18 protein-coding genes are annotated in these 17,524 nt (G+C 70.9%); 5 read left to right on the top strand and 13 right to left on the bottom strand.

Annotation, left to right across the window (positions count from 1 at the left end):
• Positions 1–4: 4 nt before the first annotated feature.
• Positions 5–634, bottom strand: coding sequence for a class I SAM-dependent methyltransferase (locus ACIBP6_RS00410; RefSeq protein WP_397049239.1), 630 nt, complete (start codon positions 632–634; stop codon positions 5–7).
• Between the two features lie 85 nt (positions 635–719).
• Between ACIBP6_RS00410 and ACIBP6_RS00405 the strand changes: the two genes are divergently transcribed.
• From ACIBP6_RS00405 to ACIBP6_RS00395, 3 genes are read left to right on the top strand one after another with little or no spacing between them, the layout of a single operon-like run.
• On the top strand, positions 720–1,172 hold the full coding sequence (locus ACIBP6_RS00405; RefSeq protein WP_397047317.1) for a pyridoxamine 5'-phosphate oxidase family protein: 453 nt from the start codon (positions 720–722) through the stop codon (positions 1,170–1,172).
• Positions 1,169–1,360, top strand: coding sequence for a ferredoxin (locus ACIBP6_RS00400; protein WP_132615573.1), 192 nt, complete (start codon positions 1,169–1,171; stop codon positions 1,358–1,360). The genes ACIBP6_RS00405 and ACIBP6_RS00400 overlap by 4 nt, the downstream gene beginning before the upstream one ends.
• A 27-nt stretch (positions 1,361–1,387) precedes the next feature.
• Positions 1,388–2,476: a Zn-dependent alcohol dehydrogenase gene (locus ACIBP6_RS00395; protein WP_397047315.1), complete on the top strand. Its 1,089-nt coding sequence runs from the start codon at positions 1,388–1,390 to the stop codon at positions 2,474–2,476.
• Between the two features lie 49 nt (positions 2,477–2,525).
• Here ACIBP6_RS00395 and ACIBP6_RS00390 read toward each other — a convergent pair whose 3' ends face one another.
• From ACIBP6_RS00390 to ACIBP6_RS00345, 10 genes are all read right to left on the bottom strand, one after another.
• Complete coding sequence (locus ACIBP6_RS00390) at positions 2,526–3,485, bottom strand: alpha/beta hydrolase (RefSeq protein WP_397047313.1); 960 nt, start codon at positions 3,483–3,485, stop codon at positions 2,526–2,528.
• A 5-nt stretch (positions 3,486–3,490) separates the two neighbouring features.
• Positions 3,491–4,480, bottom strand: coding sequence for a helix-turn-helix domain-containing protein (locus ACIBP6_RS00385; protein ID WP_397047311.1), 990 nt, complete (start codon positions 4,478–4,480; stop codon positions 3,491–3,493).
• A gap of 179 nt (positions 4,481–4,659) precedes the next feature.
• Complete coding sequence (locus ACIBP6_RS00380; RefSeq protein ID WP_397047309.1) at positions 4,660–5,664, bottom strand: sugar phosphate isomerase/epimerase family protein; 1,005 nt, start codon at positions 5,662–5,664, stop codon at positions 4,660–4,662.
• Positions 5,665–6,816, bottom strand: coding sequence for a Gfo/Idh/MocA family protein (locus ACIBP6_RS00375; RefSeq protein ID WP_397047307.1), 1,152 nt, complete (start codon positions 6,814–6,816; stop codon positions 5,665–5,667).
• An 11-nt stretch (positions 6,817–6,827) separates the two neighbouring features.
• The gene (locus tag ACIBP6_RS00370) at positions 6,828–7,871 is read right to left on the bottom strand and encodes an ABC transporter substrate-binding protein (protein WP_132615579.1); all 1,044 of its coding nucleotides are present in this window, start codon (positions 7,869–7,871) and stop codon (positions 6,828–6,830) included.
• Positions 7,868–8,890, bottom strand: coding sequence for an ABC transporter permease (locus ACIBP6_RS00365; RefSeq protein ID WP_132615580.1), 1,023 nt, complete (start codon positions 8,888–8,890; stop codon positions 7,868–7,870). The genes ACIBP6_RS00370 and ACIBP6_RS00365 overlap by 4 nt, the downstream gene beginning before the upstream one ends.
• On the bottom strand, positions 8,890–10,374 hold the full coding sequence (locus ACIBP6_RS00360) for a sugar ABC transporter ATP-binding protein (protein ID WP_397047304.1): 1,485 nt from the start codon (positions 10,372–10,374) through the stop codon (positions 8,890–8,892). Before ACIBP6_RS00360 ends, ACIBP6_RS00365 begins: the two co-directional genes overlap by 1 nt.
• Positions 10,375–10,386: 12 nt before the next feature.
• Entirely contained in the window at positions 10,387–11,544 is a 1,158-nt protein-coding gene (locus ACIBP6_RS00355; RefSeq protein ID WP_397047302.1) for an ROK family transcriptional regulator, read from the bottom strand.
• A gap of 440 nt (positions 11,545–11,984) precedes the next feature.
• Entirely contained in the window at positions 11,985–12,857 is an 873-nt protein-coding gene (locus ACIBP6_RS00350; RefSeq protein WP_132615583.1) for an SDR family oxidoreductase, read from the bottom strand.
• A gap of 52 nt (positions 12,858–12,909) precedes the next feature.
• Positions 12,910–13,968: an MBL fold metallo-hydrolase gene (locus tag ACIBP6_RS00345; RefSeq protein WP_397047300.1), complete on the bottom strand. Its 1,059-nt coding sequence runs from the start codon at positions 13,966–13,968 to the stop codon at positions 12,910–12,912.
• Positions 13,969–14,012: 44 nt separating this feature from the next.
• Here ACIBP6_RS00345 and ACIBP6_RS00340 point away from each other — a divergent pair, with 44 nt between their 5' ends.
• On the top strand, positions 14,013–14,858 hold the full coding sequence (locus ACIBP6_RS00340; protein ID WP_397047298.1) for a glutathione S-transferase family protein: 846 nt from the start codon (positions 14,013–14,015) through the stop codon (positions 14,856–14,858).
• Here the strand turns inward: ACIBP6_RS00340 and ACIBP6_RS00335 are convergent.
• Together ACIBP6_RS00335 and ACIBP6_RS00330 are read right to left on the bottom strand one after the other, a co-directional pair.
• Positions 14,806–16,086, bottom strand: a complete 1,281-nt coding sequence (locus tag ACIBP6_RS00335) for an MFS transporter (protein ID WP_397047296.1) — start codon at positions 16,084–16,086, stop codon at positions 14,806–14,808. The two genes, ACIBP6_RS00340 and ACIBP6_RS00335, sit on opposite strands and share 53 nt — an antisense overlap.
• A complete protein-coding gene (locus ACIBP6_RS00330; protein ID WP_397047294.1) occupies positions 16,083–16,649 on the bottom strand; it encodes a winged helix-turn-helix domain-containing protein in 567 nt (188 codons plus the stop codon). Before ACIBP6_RS00330 ends, ACIBP6_RS00335 begins: the two co-directional genes overlap by 4 nt.
• A gap of 74 nt (positions 16,650–16,723) precedes the next feature.
• On the opposite strand from ACIBP6_RS00330, the gene ACIBP6_RS00325 reads away from it, so the two are divergent.
• Entirely contained in the window at positions 16,724–17,368 is a 645-nt protein-coding gene (locus ACIBP6_RS00325) for a B3/4 domain-containing protein (RefSeq protein ID WP_397047292.1), read from the top strand.
• Positions 17,369–17,524 lie beyond the last annotated feature (156 nt).

Genomic DNA, 17,524 nt, shown 5'->3' with positions numbered 1-17,524 from the left:
CGGGCTAGATGCCGGGGCCGACGCGCTCCAGGACGCGGACGGAGCCCGTCTGCGACACCTCCGTGAAGGCGCCGGAATCCAGCGCCCGCCGGTAGACCCGGAAGGGCGCCTGGCCGCCGGCGGCGGGGTCGGGGTAGATGTCGTGGAAGACCAGCGCGCCGCCGGGCATGACGTGGGGCGCCCAGCCCTCGTAGTCGTGGGTGACCGGATCCTCGGAGTGACCGCCGTCGATGAAGAGCATGGCGAGCGGGGTGCTCCAGAGGGCGGCGACCCGCTCGGACCGGCCGACGATCGCGATCACCTCCTCCTCCAGCCCTGCCGCGGCGATCGTGGACCGGAACGTCGGCAGCGAGTCCATCTTCCCGAACCGGGGGTCGACCAGGGTCGGGTCGTGGTGGGCCCAGCCCGGCTGGATCTCCTCGGAGCCTCGATGGTGGTCGACCGTGACGACCACGGACCCGGACTGCCGCGCGGCGGCGCCGAGGTAGACGGCCGACTTTCCGCAGTAGGTGCCGATCTCGCAGATGGGGCCGAGCTTGCCGTAGTGGCAGGCCGTTTCGTACAGGGCCAGGCCCTCTTCGTGGGGCATGAACCCTTTGGCGTGCTTGGCCGCGTACAGCAGCTCTGACGGCATCGTCATGGGCATGCACCCTAGCCCAACCGAATAACATTCCAGCGGACTCTTGCCCGGCTGTTCTGCAACCTGTTCTACTTGGCTCGTGAATCAGCGCGCTCGCATCGCGATGTCGGACGACGAGGTCACCGCCTTCCTGGAAGGGGCACGCAAGCTGCAGCTGGCGACCATCAACCCCGACGGCACCCCGCATCTGGTCACCATGTTCCACGCCCTGGACGAGGGGCAGGTGGTCTTCTGGACGTACGAGAAGTCGCAGAAGGCCAGGAACCTGGCGCGCGACCCACGGGTGAGCTGCCTGGTCGAGACCGGTGACGAGTACGCCGAGCTGCGCGGCGTCCTGCTGTACGGCAGAGCCGTGCCCGTGGAGGAGCGCGACCGCGTCCTCGGCGTCGGCATGATGATCGCCCGCAGGATGACACCCGGCGTGCCCGACGAGCTGCTGCTTCCGTACGTGGAGAAAACCGGTCGCAAGCGGCTCGCGTACGTCGTCGAGCGCGCCAAAGTGGTCTCATGGGATCACAGGAGGCTCAAGTGAAAGTCACAGTGGACGAGCTGGTCTGCGAGGCCAACGCCGTGTGCATGGGGCTCGCCCCCGAGGTGTTCGAGCTGGACGACGACGACCGGCTGCACATTCTTCTTCCCGAACCACCCGCCGAGGTGCAGGACCGCGTCCGTCACGCGGTCAGGTCCTGCCCGAAGGCCGCTCTGGCCCTCGAGGAATAGTCACCCCAGCCACGAGAGGAACCCCCCATGCGCGCCGCGATCCTGCACGCCGTAGGCAACGACAAGCTCGACATCCGCGACGACGTCACCCTGGCGCCCGTCGGGCCGGCCGAGGTCCGGGTGCGCATCCGGGCCACCGGCGTCTGCCACTCCGACCTGTCGGCCATGTCGGGGGTGCTGCCGCAGCCCGTGCCGCTCATTCCCGGCCACGAGGGCGCGGGTGAGGTGGTGGAGGTCGGCGGGCACGTCACCTCGCTGGCTCCGGGCGACCACGTGGTGATCAGCTGGCACCCGGCCTGCGGCGACTGCGACCTGTGCGTGGGCGGGCAGCCGTACCTGTGCAAGAAGTACCTGGTCGAGTCGTTCACCAAGGGCAACTTCCGCTTCGGCGGCGACGGCGCGACGGCGTTCGGGATGGCGGGGTGCGGCACCTGGGCCGAGGAGATCGTCGTGCCCGCACCCGCCGCGATCAAGATCGACGACGACGTGCCGTGGGAGGTCGCGGCCCTGATCGGCTGCGGCGTCACGACCGGCGTGGGCGCGGTGTTCAACACCGCCAAGGTACGTCCGGGCTCCACCGTCGCGGTGATCGGCTGCGGCGGCGTGGGCCTGTCGGTCATCCAGGGCGCGCGCGTCTCCGGCGCCCGGACGATCCTCGCGATCGACCCGCTGGCCTCGAAGCACGAGCTGGCCAGGAAGGTCGGCGCCACCCACGCGGTGACGCCCGACGAGGTGCCCGGCGCGCTCCAGGAGCTCACCGGCGGCGCGGGCTTCGACTACGGCTTCGAGGTGGTCGGCAAGTCCGCCACGATCCAGAGCGCCTGGCAGGTGACCCGGTCGGGCGGCGACGTCATCGTGGTGGGCGCGGGCGCGATGGACGACATGGTGTCGCTGTCGGCCTTCAGCCTGCTGTTCGAGGGCAAGAGGCTGCTGTCCAGCCTGTACGGCGAGTCCGACGTCCGGCACGACTTCCCGTACTTCGCCAAGCTGCACAAGGCGGGCCTGCTCGACCTCGAATCGATGATCAGCGCCCGCATCCGTCTCGGCGACCTGAACGACGCGGTCGCGGCGCTGCGCGGCGGCGAGGCGCTCCGTCAGATCGTGCTGATGGACTGACAAGCCCCGGCGGTCTCCTCCGCGCCGCACGGAGGGGGCCGCCGGCTGCCTACGCGCCGAGCAGGCGGCAGATGGCCTCCATCCGGTCGGCGATCATCCGCTCGCCGATGGCCGTGCCCGGGATGACGTGCGCGACGTGGAAGGCCCCGCTGTAGTGGTGCAGTTCCGTGGGCACCCCGGCCCGCATGAGCAGGCGCGCGTAGTCGATCCCCTCGTCGCGGGTGGGATCGATCTGGTACGCCACCGTCCAGGCCGGGGGCAGGCCGGCGAGATCCCGCACCCGGGCGCGGGCCGGAGCCGCGTGCACGGGCACGTCCGGGCCACCCGGCTCCGCGGTCCCCTTGAGGTAGTGACGCCAGCTGTGCACGGAGTTCCTGGCCTGCCAGATCGGCGCGTCGGGAAGGTCGCGCATCGACGGTGTGCCGAGCCGGTCGTCCACCGTGGGGGCGTCGAGGAACTGGGCGATCAGGCGCGGCCCGCCGCGGTCGCGGGAGAGCAGGGTCAACGCGGCCGCCAGGCCGCCGCCCGCGCTCTCGCCGAGCACGCCTATCCTGCCGGTGTCGACGCCGAGGGCCGCGCCGCCCTCGCCGCTGAGCCAGCCGAGCGCCGCGTAGCAGTCCTCAAGGCCCGCTGGGTAGGGGTGCTCGGGAGCCAGCCGGTAGTCCACTGCCACCACGACGACGCCCGCCCGGTCGGCGATCTGCCGTGCCGGGGTGTCGGTCAGCGCCAGGCTGCCCATGACGTACGCACCGCCGTGCAGGTACAGCAGGGCAGGCCGCGGTTCCGTGCGGCCGGCGGGCGCGTACACCCGTACGGGCACGTCCGGGGCGTGCGCCGGGCCGGGGACGAGCAGGTCCCGCACCGTCAAGGGGGTACGGGATTCGTACGCCGCCAGGTGCGCGACGATGTGCCGCTCGCTCTCCCGGGCCGCCGCCAGATCCGTCAGGTCCATGGGAGGGATGGCGGCGGCGAGGCCGACCAGTTCAGGGTCAAGAACGATGTCCGTCATGCCGCTCATTCGACCAGGTCAGCGCCCGGCCCCGGTACGACGATTCGTGCGCTCCCGGACGTCGATTCGTGCGCGCGACGCTCGCGCCGCCAGCCCGCGGGCGTCATGCCGAACTCGCGCTGGAACGCCCGCTCGAACGTCCGCTGCTCGCACAGCCCCACGGCGGCCCCGATGTCCGACACCGGGCGCACGTCGTGCCTCCGGTCCGCCAGCATCGCCCGCGCCGAGAGCAGCCGCTGCCGCCTGATGTACGCCCCCGGCGTGGTCCCGATCACGGAGAACAGCGTGTGCACGTGCCGGATGGAGACGTGGTGCCTGCGGGCCAGTTCGGCCACGGTGAGACGCGGGTCGGCCAGGTGCTCGCGGACATGGGCACGCATCAACCCGAGCAGCACCGCACCGGCGCTCCGGTCGGAGGGCGCCATGGGCGTCATGCCGCGCAGGGCCATCGTGAGCAGTTCGACCCCCGCCAGGCCGGCGTCGTGGCGCTGCTGGGCTGACAGGTCGTCGGCGAGCCGGAACAACTGGCCGACATACCCCGACAGCAGCCGCAGGCCCGGCGACCGTACGTCCATGGCCCGCGCCAGGCCGTCGGTGATCTCGGACGGCCGCAGGGGCAGCAGGTCGCGCGGGAACTGCAACATCAGGCTGCGCACGTCGGACACGGAGTCCATCTCCCAGGCGCTCCTGGCCTCGTACAGCACGCCGACGCCCGGGCGGAGTTCGGCGGCCCGTCCCTGCTGGAGCAGCCGGCCGGAGCCCGCCAGGTGGACGCAGAAGAACAGGTCGTCCCGCTCTGCCTTGGCGGCCATGCCCGGGGTCCTGAACGTCCGCAGCGGCGTCATGCGGGCCTGGGAGAGGGAGACGGACGTGCCCAGCAGCTGCAGGTCGAGCCTTCCCCGGTAGTCGGGCCGCCGCTCGGCGACGACCGGCATGTAGCTCTGACCGGCCGCCAGCTCCAGCTCCTCCGCGGACCGCAGACTCTGGACAAACACCCCAAAAGAGTACTGAAGGGCCTTTTGTCAGAGCCCTTCGGTCCACCTGCCCCCACCACGGACGGCGGGAGCACCCTTGCTCATCGAACGACCGGCGAACGCCCAGGCGCTGGTCGGCTCAACGCGCCGGGTGACGGGTGACCCGCGCCCCCGCAGAGCGGGAGCGCGGGGCCGGCCGGTCAGGTGGTGGAGAAGGCGGCGTCGAAGGCCGTCGTGGGCGGGGTGATGGAGTTGAGCTTGCTGATGTACGCCAGCGCCTCCTTGGCCCCGTCGAGCCGGTCCATGCCCGCGTCCTCCCACTCGATCGAGATCGGGCCTTCGTAGCCGATCGCGTTGAGTGCGCGGAAGCAGTCCTCCCACGGCACGTCGCCCCGGCCGGTCGAGACGAAGTCCCAGCCGCGGCGCATGTCGGCCCACGGCAGGTGCGACGACAGGCGGCCCTTGCGGCCGTCGCCGACCCGCACCCGGGTGTCCTTGCAGTCGACGTGGTAGATGCGGTCCTTGAAGTCGAGGATGAACCCGACCGGGTCGATGTCCTGCCACACCATGTGGGACGGGTCCCAGTTGAGGCCGAACGCGGGCCGGTGGCCGACGGCCTCCAGGGTGCGCACGGTCGTGTGGTAGTCGTAGGCGATCTCGCTCGGGTGCACCTCGTGCGCGAACCGCACGCCGACCTCGTCGAAGACGTCGAGGATCGGGTTCCAGCGGTCGGCGAAGTCCTGGTAGCCGGCCTCCACCATCGAGGCCGGCACCGGCGGGAACATCGCGACGGTGTGCCAGATCGACGAGCCGGTGAAGCCGACCACGGTGTCCACGCCCAGCAGCGAGGCAGCCCTGGCGGTGTTCCTCATCTCCTCGGCCGCCGCCTGCCGCACCGACTCGGGGTCGCCCGAGCCCCAGATGCGGGCGGGCAGGATCGCCTTGTGCCGCTCGTCGATCGGGTGGTCGCAGACCGCCTGCCCGACCAGGTGGTTGGAGATCGTCCACACCTTCAGGCCGTGCTTGTCGAGCTGGGCGCGTTTCTGCTCCACGTACGACGGGTCGGAGACGGCCTGCTCGACGTCGAAGTGATCGCCCGAGCAGGCGATCTCCAGACCGTCGTAGCCCCACTCGGCGGCGAGCCGGCACACCTCCTCGAACGGCAGGTCGGCCCACTGCCCCGTGAACAGCGTGACGGGTCTCATTCAGTCCTCCACGTTCGTGTAGCGGCTGCCTTCAGCCGCGCTCCGCTCGACCGCCTCCAGCACCCGCTGCACGCGCAGCCCGTCGGCGAACGACGGCGTGGGGTCGGCACCGGTGGCGACCGCCTCCAGGAAGTCCTTGATCTCGTGAGTGAAGGTGTGCTCGTAGCCGAGGCCGTGGCCGGGCGGCCACCAGGCGCCGACGTACGGGTGGTCGGGCTCGGTGACGAGGATCCGCTCGAAGCCGCCCCCGCCCTCGCTGACCCACAACTCGTTCATGGCCTCGAAGTCGAACGCCAGGCTGCCCAGCGAGCCGTTGATCTCGATGCGCATCGCGTTCTTGCGCCCGCTGGCGAACCGGGTGGCCTCGAACGAGGCCACCCCGCCGCCCGACAGCCGCCCGATGAACAGGGCGGCGTCGTCGACGGTGACCGTGCCCTTCTCGGCCGACGCGGTGGCGCCGAGCCCGGCCGACTCGGCCGCGAGCGGGCGTTCCTTGATGAACGTCTCCGTCAGCGCCGAGACGCCGAGGATCCGCTGCCCGGTGATGAACTGGGCGGCGTCCACGATGTGGGAGCCGATGTCGCCGAGCGCGCCCGCGCCCGCCTTGTCCTTCTGCAGCCGCCAGACCAGCGGGAAGTCCGGGTCGACGATCCAGTCCTGCAGGTACGCGGCGCGTACGTGCCTGATCTCGCCGATCCGGCCCTGCTCGACGTACCGGCGGGCGAGCGCGATCGCGGGCACCCGCCGGTAGTTGAAGGCCACCATGCTCTTGCCTGGCGCCGTGGCGGCCGCCGCCACCATGACCTCGGCCTCGGCGACGGTGTTGGCCAGCGGTTTCTCGCAGATCACGTGTTTGCCGGCCTCGAGCGCGGCGACGGCGATCTCCGCGTGGGAGTCACCCGGCGTGCAGATGTCGACGATCTGCACGTCGTCGCGCTTGACCAGCTCTCTCCAGTCGGTCTCGGCGGCAGCCCAGCCGAGCTGTGCCGCGGCAGCTTCCGTGCGCTCCTTCGACCTGCCCGCGATCGCGGCCATCCGCGGGCTCAGCGGGAGGTCGAAGAAGGCGCTGACGCTGCGCCAGGCCTGGGAGTGGACGCGGCCCATGAAGGCGTAGCCCACCATTCCCACGCCGATGGTGGTCTTGTCTGACATGCAACCCCCGATCAGGATTCGAAGCCGAGTGACAGGTAGTTCGCGACGTTCTCCCGCGTGATGGTCTCCGACGCGAGCGTGATCGACTGCGGAACCTGCCTCTCGACCAGATCACTCATGCCCTTCCCCTGTGCTATCAGACGGGCGAGCTTGATCGCCGAGGAGGCCATGGTCGGGCTGTAGGTCACCGTCGCCTGGAGCACGGAGTTGCCGGACTGGATCTCGCGCATCGCGTTCGCCGAGCCGGCGCCGCCGACCATGATGAACTCGTTGCGGCTGGCCTCGTTGATCGCGGCGAGCACGCCGACGCCCTGGTCGTCGTCGTGGTTCCAGAGCGCGTCGATCTTGCTGTGCGCCTGGAGCAGCGATGCGGCCACCTCGTTGCCGGTCTCGACGGTGAACTGGGCGTCCTGCTTGGCGGTGACGGTGAAGTTGTACTCCTTGAGCGCGTCCTCGAAGCCCTGGCTGCGCTCCTGGGTCAGCGGGAGCGTGGCGATGCCCTGGATCTCGACGATCACGGGGTTGGAGACGTTCTTGGACTGCAGCTGCTTGCCGATGAAGTGGCCGGCGGCCACGCCCATGCCGTAGTTGTCGCCGCCGACCCACGTGCGGTAGGCGAGCTTGTCGGGGAAGACGCGGTCGAGGTTGATGACCGGGATGCCGGCCTCGGTGGCCTGCAGCGCGACCTGGTTGAGCTGCTGGCCGTCGTTGGGCAGGATCACCAGCGCGTTCACCTTGGCCGCGATGAGCGACTCGACCGCGGAGATCTGCTGGTTGATGTCGTTCGTCGGCTCCACGGGCCGGAACTCGACGTCCGAGTACTGCTCGGCGGTCGCCTGGGCGTTCTTGGCGATCGCGGCGATCCAGCCGTGGTCGGCGGCCGGGGCCGAGAAGCCGATCACCACCCGATCGCCCGGCTGGTCGTTGCCGCCCGTGGCGGCGGGGGCGGGGGCCGCGCTGGTGGGCGCGGCCGCGGGCTCGTTGCTGGTGCAGCCCGTAGCTAAGAGGGCTGCTCCGCCGACAAGGAAGCCACGGCGTGCGACGTTCTCGCTCATGGTGATCTCTCCTTCAGATTCCGCCGCTGGAGAAGGACGGCGACGACGATGATCAGGCCCTTGGCGATCAGCTGGTCGCTGGTGTTGAGCCCGTTGAGAATGAAAAGGTTGGTGATCAGGGTGAAGATCAGCAGGCCCAGGATGGAGCCGATGATCGTCCCGCGTCCCCCGGTGAGCAGCGTGCCGCCGATGATGACGGCGGCGATCGCGTCGAGCTCGTACAGGTCGCCGTGGGTGGACGAGCCCGTCGTCGTGCGCGCCATGATGAGGATGGCGGCGATGCCGCAGCACATCCCCGACAGGGCGTAGAGCAGCATCGTGTGCCGGCGCACGTCGATGCCGGCCAGGCGGGCGGCCTCGGGGTTGCCCCCGACCGCGTACGTGCGCCGCCCGAACGTCGTGCGGTTGAGCAGGATCCAGCCGAGCACCACGACCAGCGCGAAGATGTAGACCAGCAGCGGGATGCCGAGCACCCGCGAGGTCGACAGGTCCACGATGGCGGAGTTCTCCGCCTGGATGAGCTGCGTCCTGCGGTCGGACATCCGCTGCGCGAGGCCACGCGCGGCCACCAGCATGGCCAGCGTGGCGATGAACGGCACCAGACGCCCGTAGGCGATGAGCCACCCGTTGACCAGTCCCGCACCGGTGCCGACGAGGATCGCGCAGATCGCCATCACCACCGGCCCGTACGACTGCGTGGCCAGGGTCGTCGCCCAGACCGAGGCGAGCGCCATGACCGCGCCCACCGACAGGTCGATGCCGCCACCGATGATCACGAACGTGGCGCCGACCGTGATCACGCCGATCGTGGCCGCCAGCGACAGGATGCTGATCAGGTTGGACGTGGTGGCGAAGTTGTCCGGCCGGGTGACCAGGCCGACGACGATCAGGATCGCCAGCGCGGCCAGCAGGCCGAGGTGGCGCATCTCGCCGACTCCGCGCAGCACGGGAACGGTCCCGCGGATCGGACCGGCGCGCCCCGTGGCCGCCGGCGCCTGCGATTTCGTGGGCTCGCTCATCACGCCGCCTTCCCATTCATGATCATGTCCAGTACGCGGTGCTCGTCCAGCCCCGCCGCGTCGCCCTCGTGGATGACCCGGCCCTCGCGCAGCACCAGCACCCGGTCGGCGAGTCCGAGCACCTCGGGCACCTCGCTGGAGACCAGCAGCACGCCGATGCCCTGTTTGGCCAGGTCGTGGATCACGGCGTACAGCTCGGCCCGCGCGCCCACGTCCACACCGCGGGTGGGCTCGTCGAGCAGCAGCAGCCGGCGTCCGCCGAGCAGCCAGCGGGCGAGCACGGCCTTCTGCTGATTGCCGCCGGAAAGGGTGCGGATCGGGCGTTCGGGGTCGGGCGGCCGGATGGACAGCAGTTCCGACAGCCGCCTGGCCTCGGCGCGCTCGCGTTTGCGGTCGATCCAGCCGAACCTGGCGAACTCCGGCAGGGTGCCGAGCGTGATGTTGGCGGTGACGCTCTGGTCGAGGAGCAGGGCCTGGGCCTTGCGCTCCTCGGGGGCCAGGCCCATGCCGTGTTTGACGGTGCCGACGACGCCGCGGCGCACCTGCTTGCCGGAGAGCAGGACCCGGCCGGAGGCGGGACGGGCGCCGTAGACGGCTTCGAGGATCTCCGAGCGGCCCGAGCCGACGAGCCCGGCCAGGCCGACGATCTCGCCCGCCCGCACGGAGAACGACACGTCGCTGAAGACGCCGCGCGCGCTCAGGTTCTCCACCCGCAGCACCTCGTCGCCGAGCTCGCGCCCGCCTCTGGGCGGGAAGACGTACTCGACGTTGCGGCCGGTCATGAGGGAGACGATCCGGGACGTCGGGGTGTCGCGGGCGGGCAGGCCGACGGCGACCGTACGGCCGTCCTTCAGCACGGTGACCCGGTCGCCGATGTCGCGGATCTCCTCCAGCCGGTGGGAGATGTAGACCACGGCCACGCCCTGGGCGGTCAGCTCGCGGATGATACGGAAGAGGTTGGCCACCTCGTCGTGGGCGAGGGCGGCCGAGGGCTCGTCCATGATGATCAGGCGGGCCTCGTGGGAGAGCGCGCGGGCCATCGAGACGACCTGCTTGGCGGCCGGGGAGAGCCGTCCGACCTCGGCCGACGGGCGGATGTCCGGGTGGCCGAGGCGGTCCAGCACCTCGGCGGCGGCGCGGTTGGCCGCCGCCCTGTTGGTGAAGCCCAGGCGGGCGTGCTCGTGGCCGAGGAAGATGTTCTCGGCCACGCTGAGCCCGTCGACGAGGTCGAGCTCCTGGTAGATGGTGGCGAAGCCGAGCCTGATGGCGTCGATCGGGCTGGTGGGGCGCACTTCCTTCCCGTCGAACTGGATGGTGCCCTCGTCGGGCTGATGGACCCCGGCCAGGACCTTGATCAGGGTGGACTTGCCGGCGCCGTTCTGGCCCAGCAGGCAGTGCACCTCTCCCGCCCGTACGTCGAGGTCGACTCCGTCCAGCGCGCGCACGCCGGGGAACTGCTTGACGATGCCCTGCATGACCAGCATCGGAGGTCCCTTTCAGGCGTTGACGATGCGGTTGATGTTGTCCGGTGACAGGTAGTGCTCGATGGCGAGCATTCCGGCGCCGAGCACGGCGGCGTTGATGCCCGTACGGCTCGGCGTGATCGACAGATGGTGGGTGGCCAGCGGGAGCGACCTGCGGTAGACCGTCTCCCTGATGCCGGCCAGGAGGTGCTCGTGCACCCGCGACAGCGCGCCGCCGATCACGATGACCTCGGGGTTGAAGAAGTTGACCAGGCTGGCGAGCACCTCGCCGATGAGCCGGCCGGCCTCTCTGACCAGCCGCAGCGCCTGGGTGTTCCCGGCCTGTACGAGCGCCACCACGTCGGCTCCCGACTCGGCGGGCAGGCCGAGCTCCGTGAGCCGGTGGGCGATCGCGGCGCCGCCGGCCACGGCCTCCAGGCAGGCGCTGTTGCCGCACCGGCAGCCGGCGTCGTCGTGGCCGCTGACCCGGATGTGGCCGATGTCGCCGGCCGAGCCCTGGGCGCCCCGGTGGAGCTTGCCCTCGGCCATGATGCCGCAGCCGATGCCGGTGCCGACCTTGACGAACAGCAGGTGCTCGGTGTTCGGGAAGGCGCCGCGGTGCTCGCCCAGCGCCATCACGTTGACGTCGTTGTCGACCAGGACCTCGACGCCCTCGAAGTACTCGGGGATGGGGTAGTCGTTCCAGCCGGGCATGATCGGCGGGTTGTTCGGCCGGCCGGTGGCGAACTCGACCGGCCCCGGCACGCCGATGCCGAGGGCGCGCAGCGCCTTGCGGGGCCGTCCCGCCTGGCCGAGCAGGTGGTCGAGGCGCTGGTCGACGTGGCCGAGCACCTTGTCGGGGCCCTCGCCGATGTGCAGTTTGTCCTCGCACTCGGCCAGCACGTCGCCGGAGATGTCCATGAGCGCGATCCGGCAGTGGGTGGCGCCCAGGTCGACGCCGGCGAAGGCGTGGTCCTCGGTGTGCAGGCGGAGCTGGCGCGGCGGACGTCCGCCGGTGGATTCGCCGCTCTCGGTCTCCTCGACCAGGCCACGCTCGATCAGCGCGTCGACGCGCTGGGAGATCGTGGACCTGGCCAGGCCGGTGAGCCTCGCGAGATCGGAACGGGTCGTGGCCGAGCCGGCGCTGATGAGCGTCAGCACGTCGCCGGCGGAGCCCGGCTGGGGGGTCATGCCGCCGACAATAAGATCACCGATGCGGCAAATCAAGAGTGAGAATCGACCAAACTCCCCTAACTTCCGCCGAAGATCGAACAAAGCCCAGGTTGCGCTTAAAATTTCCGACATTTCGGCTCTTGCCCGGCATTGGGAGCTCCACCTGATCTGTCGCTGGTGAGAGGGCCTCATCAAGGCCATGACCGCGTACGGGACACGTCGGCCCGGCCGACGCCTGAGCAGCTCGCGGCGAAGGCGGCGGTCGCCAGGGAGCGCGCCGATCTCTCCCAGTGGGTGAAGCGGGGGTCGACTCGGTGCCGGTGACGGCGCGGAACAACGCGCACATCGCGTACCGGACCGGCGACGACCGCGTCGACGAGGCGGTGGAGGCGTACCTGCTGGGAGGGGAAGGTCCCCGCCGCGGAGGTGACATGCCCGGCGGCGGGGACCCCGCGGAGCTAGAGCATCCGCTTCATGGAGTCGGAGGCCGACAGCACGTACGGCTGCTCGGCCATCACCGACTCCCAGTTGCCGGCGATGGCCTCGGGGGTGAGGTCGTCGGTCTTCCAGCCGGGCCCCTCGGCCACGAAGACGCGCGCCACCCGCCCGGCGCCGACGCTGAACACCTCGCCGCTCGCCTCGCACGACTCGTGCACGAGGTACGCCACCAGCGCGCTGACCCGCTCCGGCGTGAACCTGGCCTCGAACTCGGCCGGCAGCAGCGACTCGGTCATCCGGGTCCAGGCGATGGGCGCGATGGCGTTGGCCTTGATGCCGTTGCGCGCGCCCTCGATGCCGATCGTCTTGGTCAGGCCGACCAGGCCCATCTTGGCGGTGGAGTAGTTGGCCTGGCCGAAGTTGCCGAACAGGCCGGCCGGGCTGGTGGTGTTGACGACGCGCCCGTAGCCGGCCGCCTTCATCAGCGGGTAGGCGGCCTGGCTGACCAGGTAGGAGCCGCGTACGTGGACGGCGAGCACCGCGTCGAAGTCCTCGACCGTCATCTTGCCGAACGACCTGTCGCGCAGGATGCCCGCGTTGTTGACGACGATGTCGACCTTGCCGAAGGCGTCCACGGCGGCCTGGACGAGGGCCTTGGCGCCCTCGGGTGTGGCGACGTCGTCGGTGCTGGCCACGGCCTGGCCGCCGTTCTTGGTGATCAGCTCGACCACCTCGGCGGCGGGCCCGGCGGAGGCCCCCGTGCCGTCGAGCGCGCCGCCGAGGTCGTTGACGACGACCTTGGCGCCCCGCTCGGCCAGCAGGAGCGCGTGCGATCTGCCGAGGCCGTGCCCGGCCCCTGTGATGATCGCGACCCTGTCATCGAACCGAAGCATCGGACCTCCCGCGCAGGAGAACAACATTCTGGTACGAGTACGATAACCGCCCTCAGGCCGGCCGCCACAGGTCCGGCTCGCCCGGCTCCCTGACCACCCGCCCGCGCGCCTCCAGCCACACCAGGTGCGCCAGCGTCTCGTTGTTGGCCGAGCGCCGCATGTACGGCGGGATCGTCTCCCACGGCCGCGACCAGGTCAGCCCGGTCGCCACGCGCCAGCAGTCCACCCCGTCGTGCGCGCCCACGACCTGCTCGATCTCCGCCAGCCGCTCGTCGTGGTGCGCCATCACGTGATCCACCCGCTCGGCCAGCTCCAGGAACCGGTACTCGTGCGCGGGCAGCACCTCGTCCACCTCCAGCTTGCGCACGGCGGCCAGCGAGTCGAGGTAGTCGGCGAGCGGGTTCGGCCCCAACTGCGGGTGCACGGCCACCATGGGCGTGATCCTCGCCAGCACGTGGTCGCCGGAGAACAGCAGCCGCCGCGCGGGCGAGACGAAGCACAGGTGGCCGGGCGAGTGGCCGGGCGTCCAGACGGCCTTGAGGTCCCAGCCGGGCAGGCCCAGGTCCTCGTCGTCCTCGACCAGCCGGTCGGGCCTGGCCATGGAGACCACGTGCCGGATCCGCATCGAGGCGCCGGCCAGTTCGTCGAGGGTCTCCGGCGGGACGCCGCAGCGCAGCAGCAGCGCGCGCTCCCGTTCGACCAGGGAGTGGACGGCCTCGTCGTCGTAGCGCTCGCGCAGCAGGCGGGCGTCGGCCGGGTGCAGCGCGATCCAGGCGCCCGACGCCTCGCGTACGCGCCCGGCCAGTCCGTAGTGGTCGGGGTGCATGTGGGTGACGAGCACGCCCTTGACGTCGGTGATGGCGTACCCGGCCACGCCGAGCCCGGCGACGAGCGCGTCGTACGCCTCGTCGGTGTTCCACCCGGCATCGATGATCGCCACGCCGTCGGGGAGCTCCAGGGCGTAGACGAGCACGTACCGGAGGGGGTTGATCGGGATGGGCACCGGGATGGACCACAGCCCGGGGCGCACCCGTTCGACGTCGGGGAAGGCGCCGCCGGTCCACGCGTCCCGCTGTGCCTCGTTGGCCGGGGTCACTGCAAATTTCGCCACAGGCCGAATATAGTTCTGTATCCGAATCGTGTTCTACTGGGGGCATGAAGCTGAGCCGCGAGATCTCCGAGGCCGGCCGCTTCGTCCGGCAACCCAACCGCTTCACCGACCGCCTCGGCCCGCCCGAGCCCGGCCGCTACCGTCTCTACGCCTCCTACGCCTGCCCGTGGGCCCAGCGGGTGCTGATCGTGCGCGAGTTGCTCGGCCTGCAGGACCTCCTGGACGTCGTGATCGTCGACCCGATCCGCGACGAGAAGGGCTGGCGCGTCCCCGGCGGTGACCCCGAGTACCTGTCGGAGCTCTACCACGCGACCGACCCCGGCTACACCGGCCGTTACACCGTGCCGTGCGTCTGGGACGCCAAGGAGGGGCGGATCGTCACCAACGACTTCCCGCGGATCACCCTCGATCTGGAGATGTCGTGGGGCACCTCGCCCAACCTCTATCCCGAGCGCCTGCGCCCCGACATCGACATCATGAACGACCGCCTCTACCACGGGCTCAACAACGCGGTCTACGAGGCGGGGTTAACGGGCGACCAGCAGGCGTACGAGGAGGCGGTGGCCCGTGTCTTCACCACGCTCGACTTCCTGGAGGTGCGGCTGTCGGAGTCGCGGTACCTCTTCGACACGCTGACCGACAGCGACGTGCGCCTCTACACGACCCTCGTCAGGTTCGACACCGTCTACCACTCCCACTTCAAGTGCTCGGTGCGGCGCCTGGTCGACCATCCGGCGCTGTGGGCGTACGCCCGCCGTCTCCACGCCGTCCCGGCCTTCCGCGACACCACCGACTTCGACCACATCAAGCGCCACTACTTCATGACGCAGACGGACCTCAACCCGAGCCGGATCGTGCCGGTAGGGCCGGAGCTGGACTGGTCGCCGTAACGGGCATCCGGACGAACAGCAGGGCCGAGGCCAGCACGACCGCGGCGGTCACCCCCCACGCGGCGCCCACCCCCGCCTGGGCCGCCAGCGCACCGGCCCACACGTTGGCCGCCACCCCGCCCGCCTGCAGCGCCAGCGAGCTCGTCGAGGTGACGGTGGTGCGCTCGGCGGCGCGGACCGCGCGGTGCGTCATCTCCAGGCACAGCAGCCCGGTCACCGAGCCGCCCACGAAGAGCAGGACGTACGCCAGGGCGGCGGACAGCAGCCCGGCCGCGCCGCCGAGCCCGGCCGTCGCGGCCAGCGCGCCGACGGAGCACGCCGCCAGCGCCGAGCCCGCGATCGCGCCCCGGGCCGAGCCCCCGGCCAGCCGGGCCACGCCGGGGGCGAGCGCGCTGCCGAGCGCACTGCCCGCGAAGCCGAGCGCGGCCACCACGGCGTAGGCCATGCCGCCCGCCTCGGCGCCGCCGGCCGGCTCGGCCAGGCGGCCGGGGGTGAGCAGCTCGATGGAGGCGAGCATGACGCCCGACACGAGGGCGGCGAGCATGAGACGGCGCAGCACGGGGCCGCCGACCGCCAGGCGCACGCCGCCCGCCACCGTGGCGGGCACCTCACGCAGCACGCCCGCGAGCGAGCGGCGCCCATGCGCCGGCTCGGGCAGCGCGAACAGCACCACGACCAGGTGGATCACCGCCGCCACCGCGCCCACCAGGCTCGGTGCGGCCAGCGGGAACATCAGCTCCGGCGGCACCACGAGCGGCAGGGCGCCGCCGGCCAGCACGCCGAGGCAGAGGGAGGCCGACTCCACGGCGCCACCGCGGGCCAGGCCCGGCTTGAGATCGGCGCCGGGGCCGTCGATCCCGTGCAGCGTGTCGACGTACCAGGAGGTGGCGGGGCCGCTGGACAGCGCTCTGGCCACGCCCTTGAGCACCCCGCTGACCACGAACATCCAGAACGTCGTGGCCACGCTCATCATCACCAGCGCCGCCACCAGGAACGCGGCGGAGGCGGCCAGCACCACACGCCGCCCCAGGACGTCGGCCAGGCCCCCGGTGGGCAGCTCCAGCGTCACGGTGACGACCGAGAACACGGTGATCGCCAGCCCGGCCTGGGCCAGGCCGAGACCTCGCTCGGTCATCAGCAGCACCATGGCGGGCATCATCAGCCCCACGGGCAGCCAGGTCAGGAAATTGACCAGCAGGTAGCGCCGTAACGCGGAACGCGCGCTCACGCCTCTTCCTCCCGCTTGCGGGGGAAACCCCCGACCCAGATGTAGACCTGCCGGGCCTCCGGCTCGCCCGCGTGACGCGCGGCCAGCTCGGTCAGCAACTCCTCGGCGCGCGCCGCGAACTCGGCCAGCGCGGCCGGCGGCAGCTCGTGGACGTGGTCGCTCATGCCGGCCGCCTCCACCCACTCGGGCGCCCACTCGCCCTCGTCGAACTCCTCGATCGCACGCGCCAGATGGTCGGCCTGCCGCAGCCGCAAGACCCTGACCGCCTCGCGGCCCTCGGCCGTGCCGTAGAGCTCGCGGCTGTTCCACGACGTGTAGCGGTGGCGGGCCCGCCAGCGGCGCTCGCGGGCGTCGCGCCGGTCGGGGTCCTCCTCGATGAAGCCGTGCTTGAACAGCTCGCGCAGGTGGTAGCTGGTCGAGCCGGAGCTCTCGCCCACCTTGCGGCCGAGCTCGCTCGCGGTGGCCGGGCCATCGGTGCGCAACAGGCCGAGCAGCCGGGAGCGCAGCGGGTGTGCGACCACCTTGAGGAGCCGCGGGTCGCTGATCTCGTAGCGGTCTTCCATACGACCGACGATAGACCGCAAAGAGAATTTTGCAAATGAATCTTTGCGGTTTTCCGGCTCCTAGACTGGGGGTCATGCTCGACGACATCTGGGTGGACGACGCGGTCTTCGCCCTCCGCCCCGACTTCGCGGTCCTCGTGATGACCGCCCACGGCCTGCGCAACGGGCCCACCGACGACCGCTCCCGCGCCTGGCTGGCCGAGGCGTCGGCGTGCGAGGTCCAGACGGACAAGATCGACGCCTGGAAGGACGCCTACCGCGCGTTCGGGGCCAAGCCGCAGCGCACCCGGCCCTCGGTCGACGCGCTCACCCGGCGGATGCCGCTGCCCGAGATCAACCAGGCGGTCGACGCGTACAACTCGATCAGCGTCAAGCACGCGCTGCCCATCGGCGGCGAGGACCTCGACCACTACGCCGGCCCCGCGCGGCTGGTGCGGGCCACCGGCGACGAGGCGTCGGAGGAGGCGCTCGGTCAGCCGGATCCCGGCGAGGTGATCTGGCGCGACGACCTCGGCGTCACCTGCCGCCGGTGGAACTGGCGCCAGGTGGCGCGCACCCGCCTCACCGAGGAGACCACCAACGCGATCTTCCTGCTCGAACGCCTGGAGCCCATGTCGCTGGAGGAGCTCAAGCAGGCGGGCGAGGAGCTGGCCGACCTTCTGTCCGAGTTGTCGCCAGAGGTGCGGATCAGTAGCAGATTGCTATCGAACGGGAAATAAACCCACGGACGTACCGTTGATACCAAAGAGTAATAAATGCGGCACCACCCGGATTGACTAGGGAGGCGTGACCTCTTTGCACGGTCCTGAGAGGATCGTTCGAGGCGGCGCGTGCTCTTCGGCGCGCGGTGCCGCTTTGGGCGAGTAGCCTTGGAC

Source organism: Nonomuraea terrae (genome assembly GCF_044465245.1).
Taxonomy (GTDB): Bacteria; Actinomycetota; Actinomycetes; order Streptosporangiales; family Streptosporangiaceae; genus Nonomuraea; species Nonomuraea terrae.
This window is presented reverse-complemented; position numbering and strand designations above follow the sequence as displayed.

Bases quoted from the DNA above. Each gene is read 5' to 3' on its own strand.
- ACIBP6_RS00340 (WP_397047298.1), top strand. From the start codon at position 14,013: ATGAAGCTGAGCCGCGAGATCTCCGAGGCCGGCCGCTTCGTCCGGCAA.
- ACIBP6_RS00375 (WP_397047307.1), bottom strand. From the start codon at position 6,816: ATGTCAGACAAGACCACCATCGGCGTGGGAATGGTGGGCTACGCCTTC.
- ACIBP6_RS00330 (WP_397047294.1), bottom strand. From the start codon at position 16,649: ATGGAAGACCGCTACGAGATCAGCGACCCGCGGCTCCTCAAGGTGGTC.
- ACIBP6_RS00365 (WP_132615580.1), bottom strand. From the start codon at position 8,890: ATGAGCGAGCCCACGAAATCGCAGGCGCCGGCGGCCACGGGGCGCGCC.
- ACIBP6_RS00370 (WP_132615579.1), bottom strand. From the start codon at position 7,871: ATGAGCGAGAACGTCGCACGCCGTGGCTTCCTTGTCGGCGGAGCAGCC.
- ACIBP6_RS00350 (WP_132615583.1), bottom strand. From the start codon at position 12,857: ATGCTTCGGTTCGATGACAGGGTCGCGATCATCACAGGGGCCGGGCAC.
- ACIBP6_RS00360 (WP_397047304.1), bottom strand. From the start codon at position 10,374: ATGCTGGTCATGCAGGGCATCGTCAAGCAGTTCCCCGGCGTGCGCGCG.
- ACIBP6_RS00395 (WP_397047315.1), top strand. From the start codon at position 1,388: ATGCGCGCCGCGATCCTGCACGCCGTAGGCAACGACAAGCTCGACATC.
- ACIBP6_RS00410 (WP_397049239.1), bottom strand. From the start codon at position 634: ATGCCGTCAGAGCTGCTGTACGCGGCCAAGCACGCCAAAGGGTTCATG.
- ACIBP6_RS00325 (WP_397047292.1), top strand. From the start codon at position 16,724: ATGCTCGACGACATCTGGGTGGACGACGCGGTCTTCGCCCTCCGCCCC.
- ACIBP6_RS00390 (WP_397047313.1), bottom strand. From the start codon at position 3,485: ATGACGGACATCGTTCTTGACCCTGAACTGGTCGGCCTCGCCGCCGCC.
- ACIBP6_RS00380 (WP_397047309.1), bottom strand. From the start codon at position 5,664: ATGAGACCCGTCACGCTGTTCACGGGGCAGTGGGCCGACCTGCCGTTC.
- ACIBP6_RS00355 (WP_397047302.1), bottom strand. From the start codon at position 11,544: ATGACCCCCCAGCCGGGCTCCGCCGGCGACGTGCTGACGCTCATCAGC.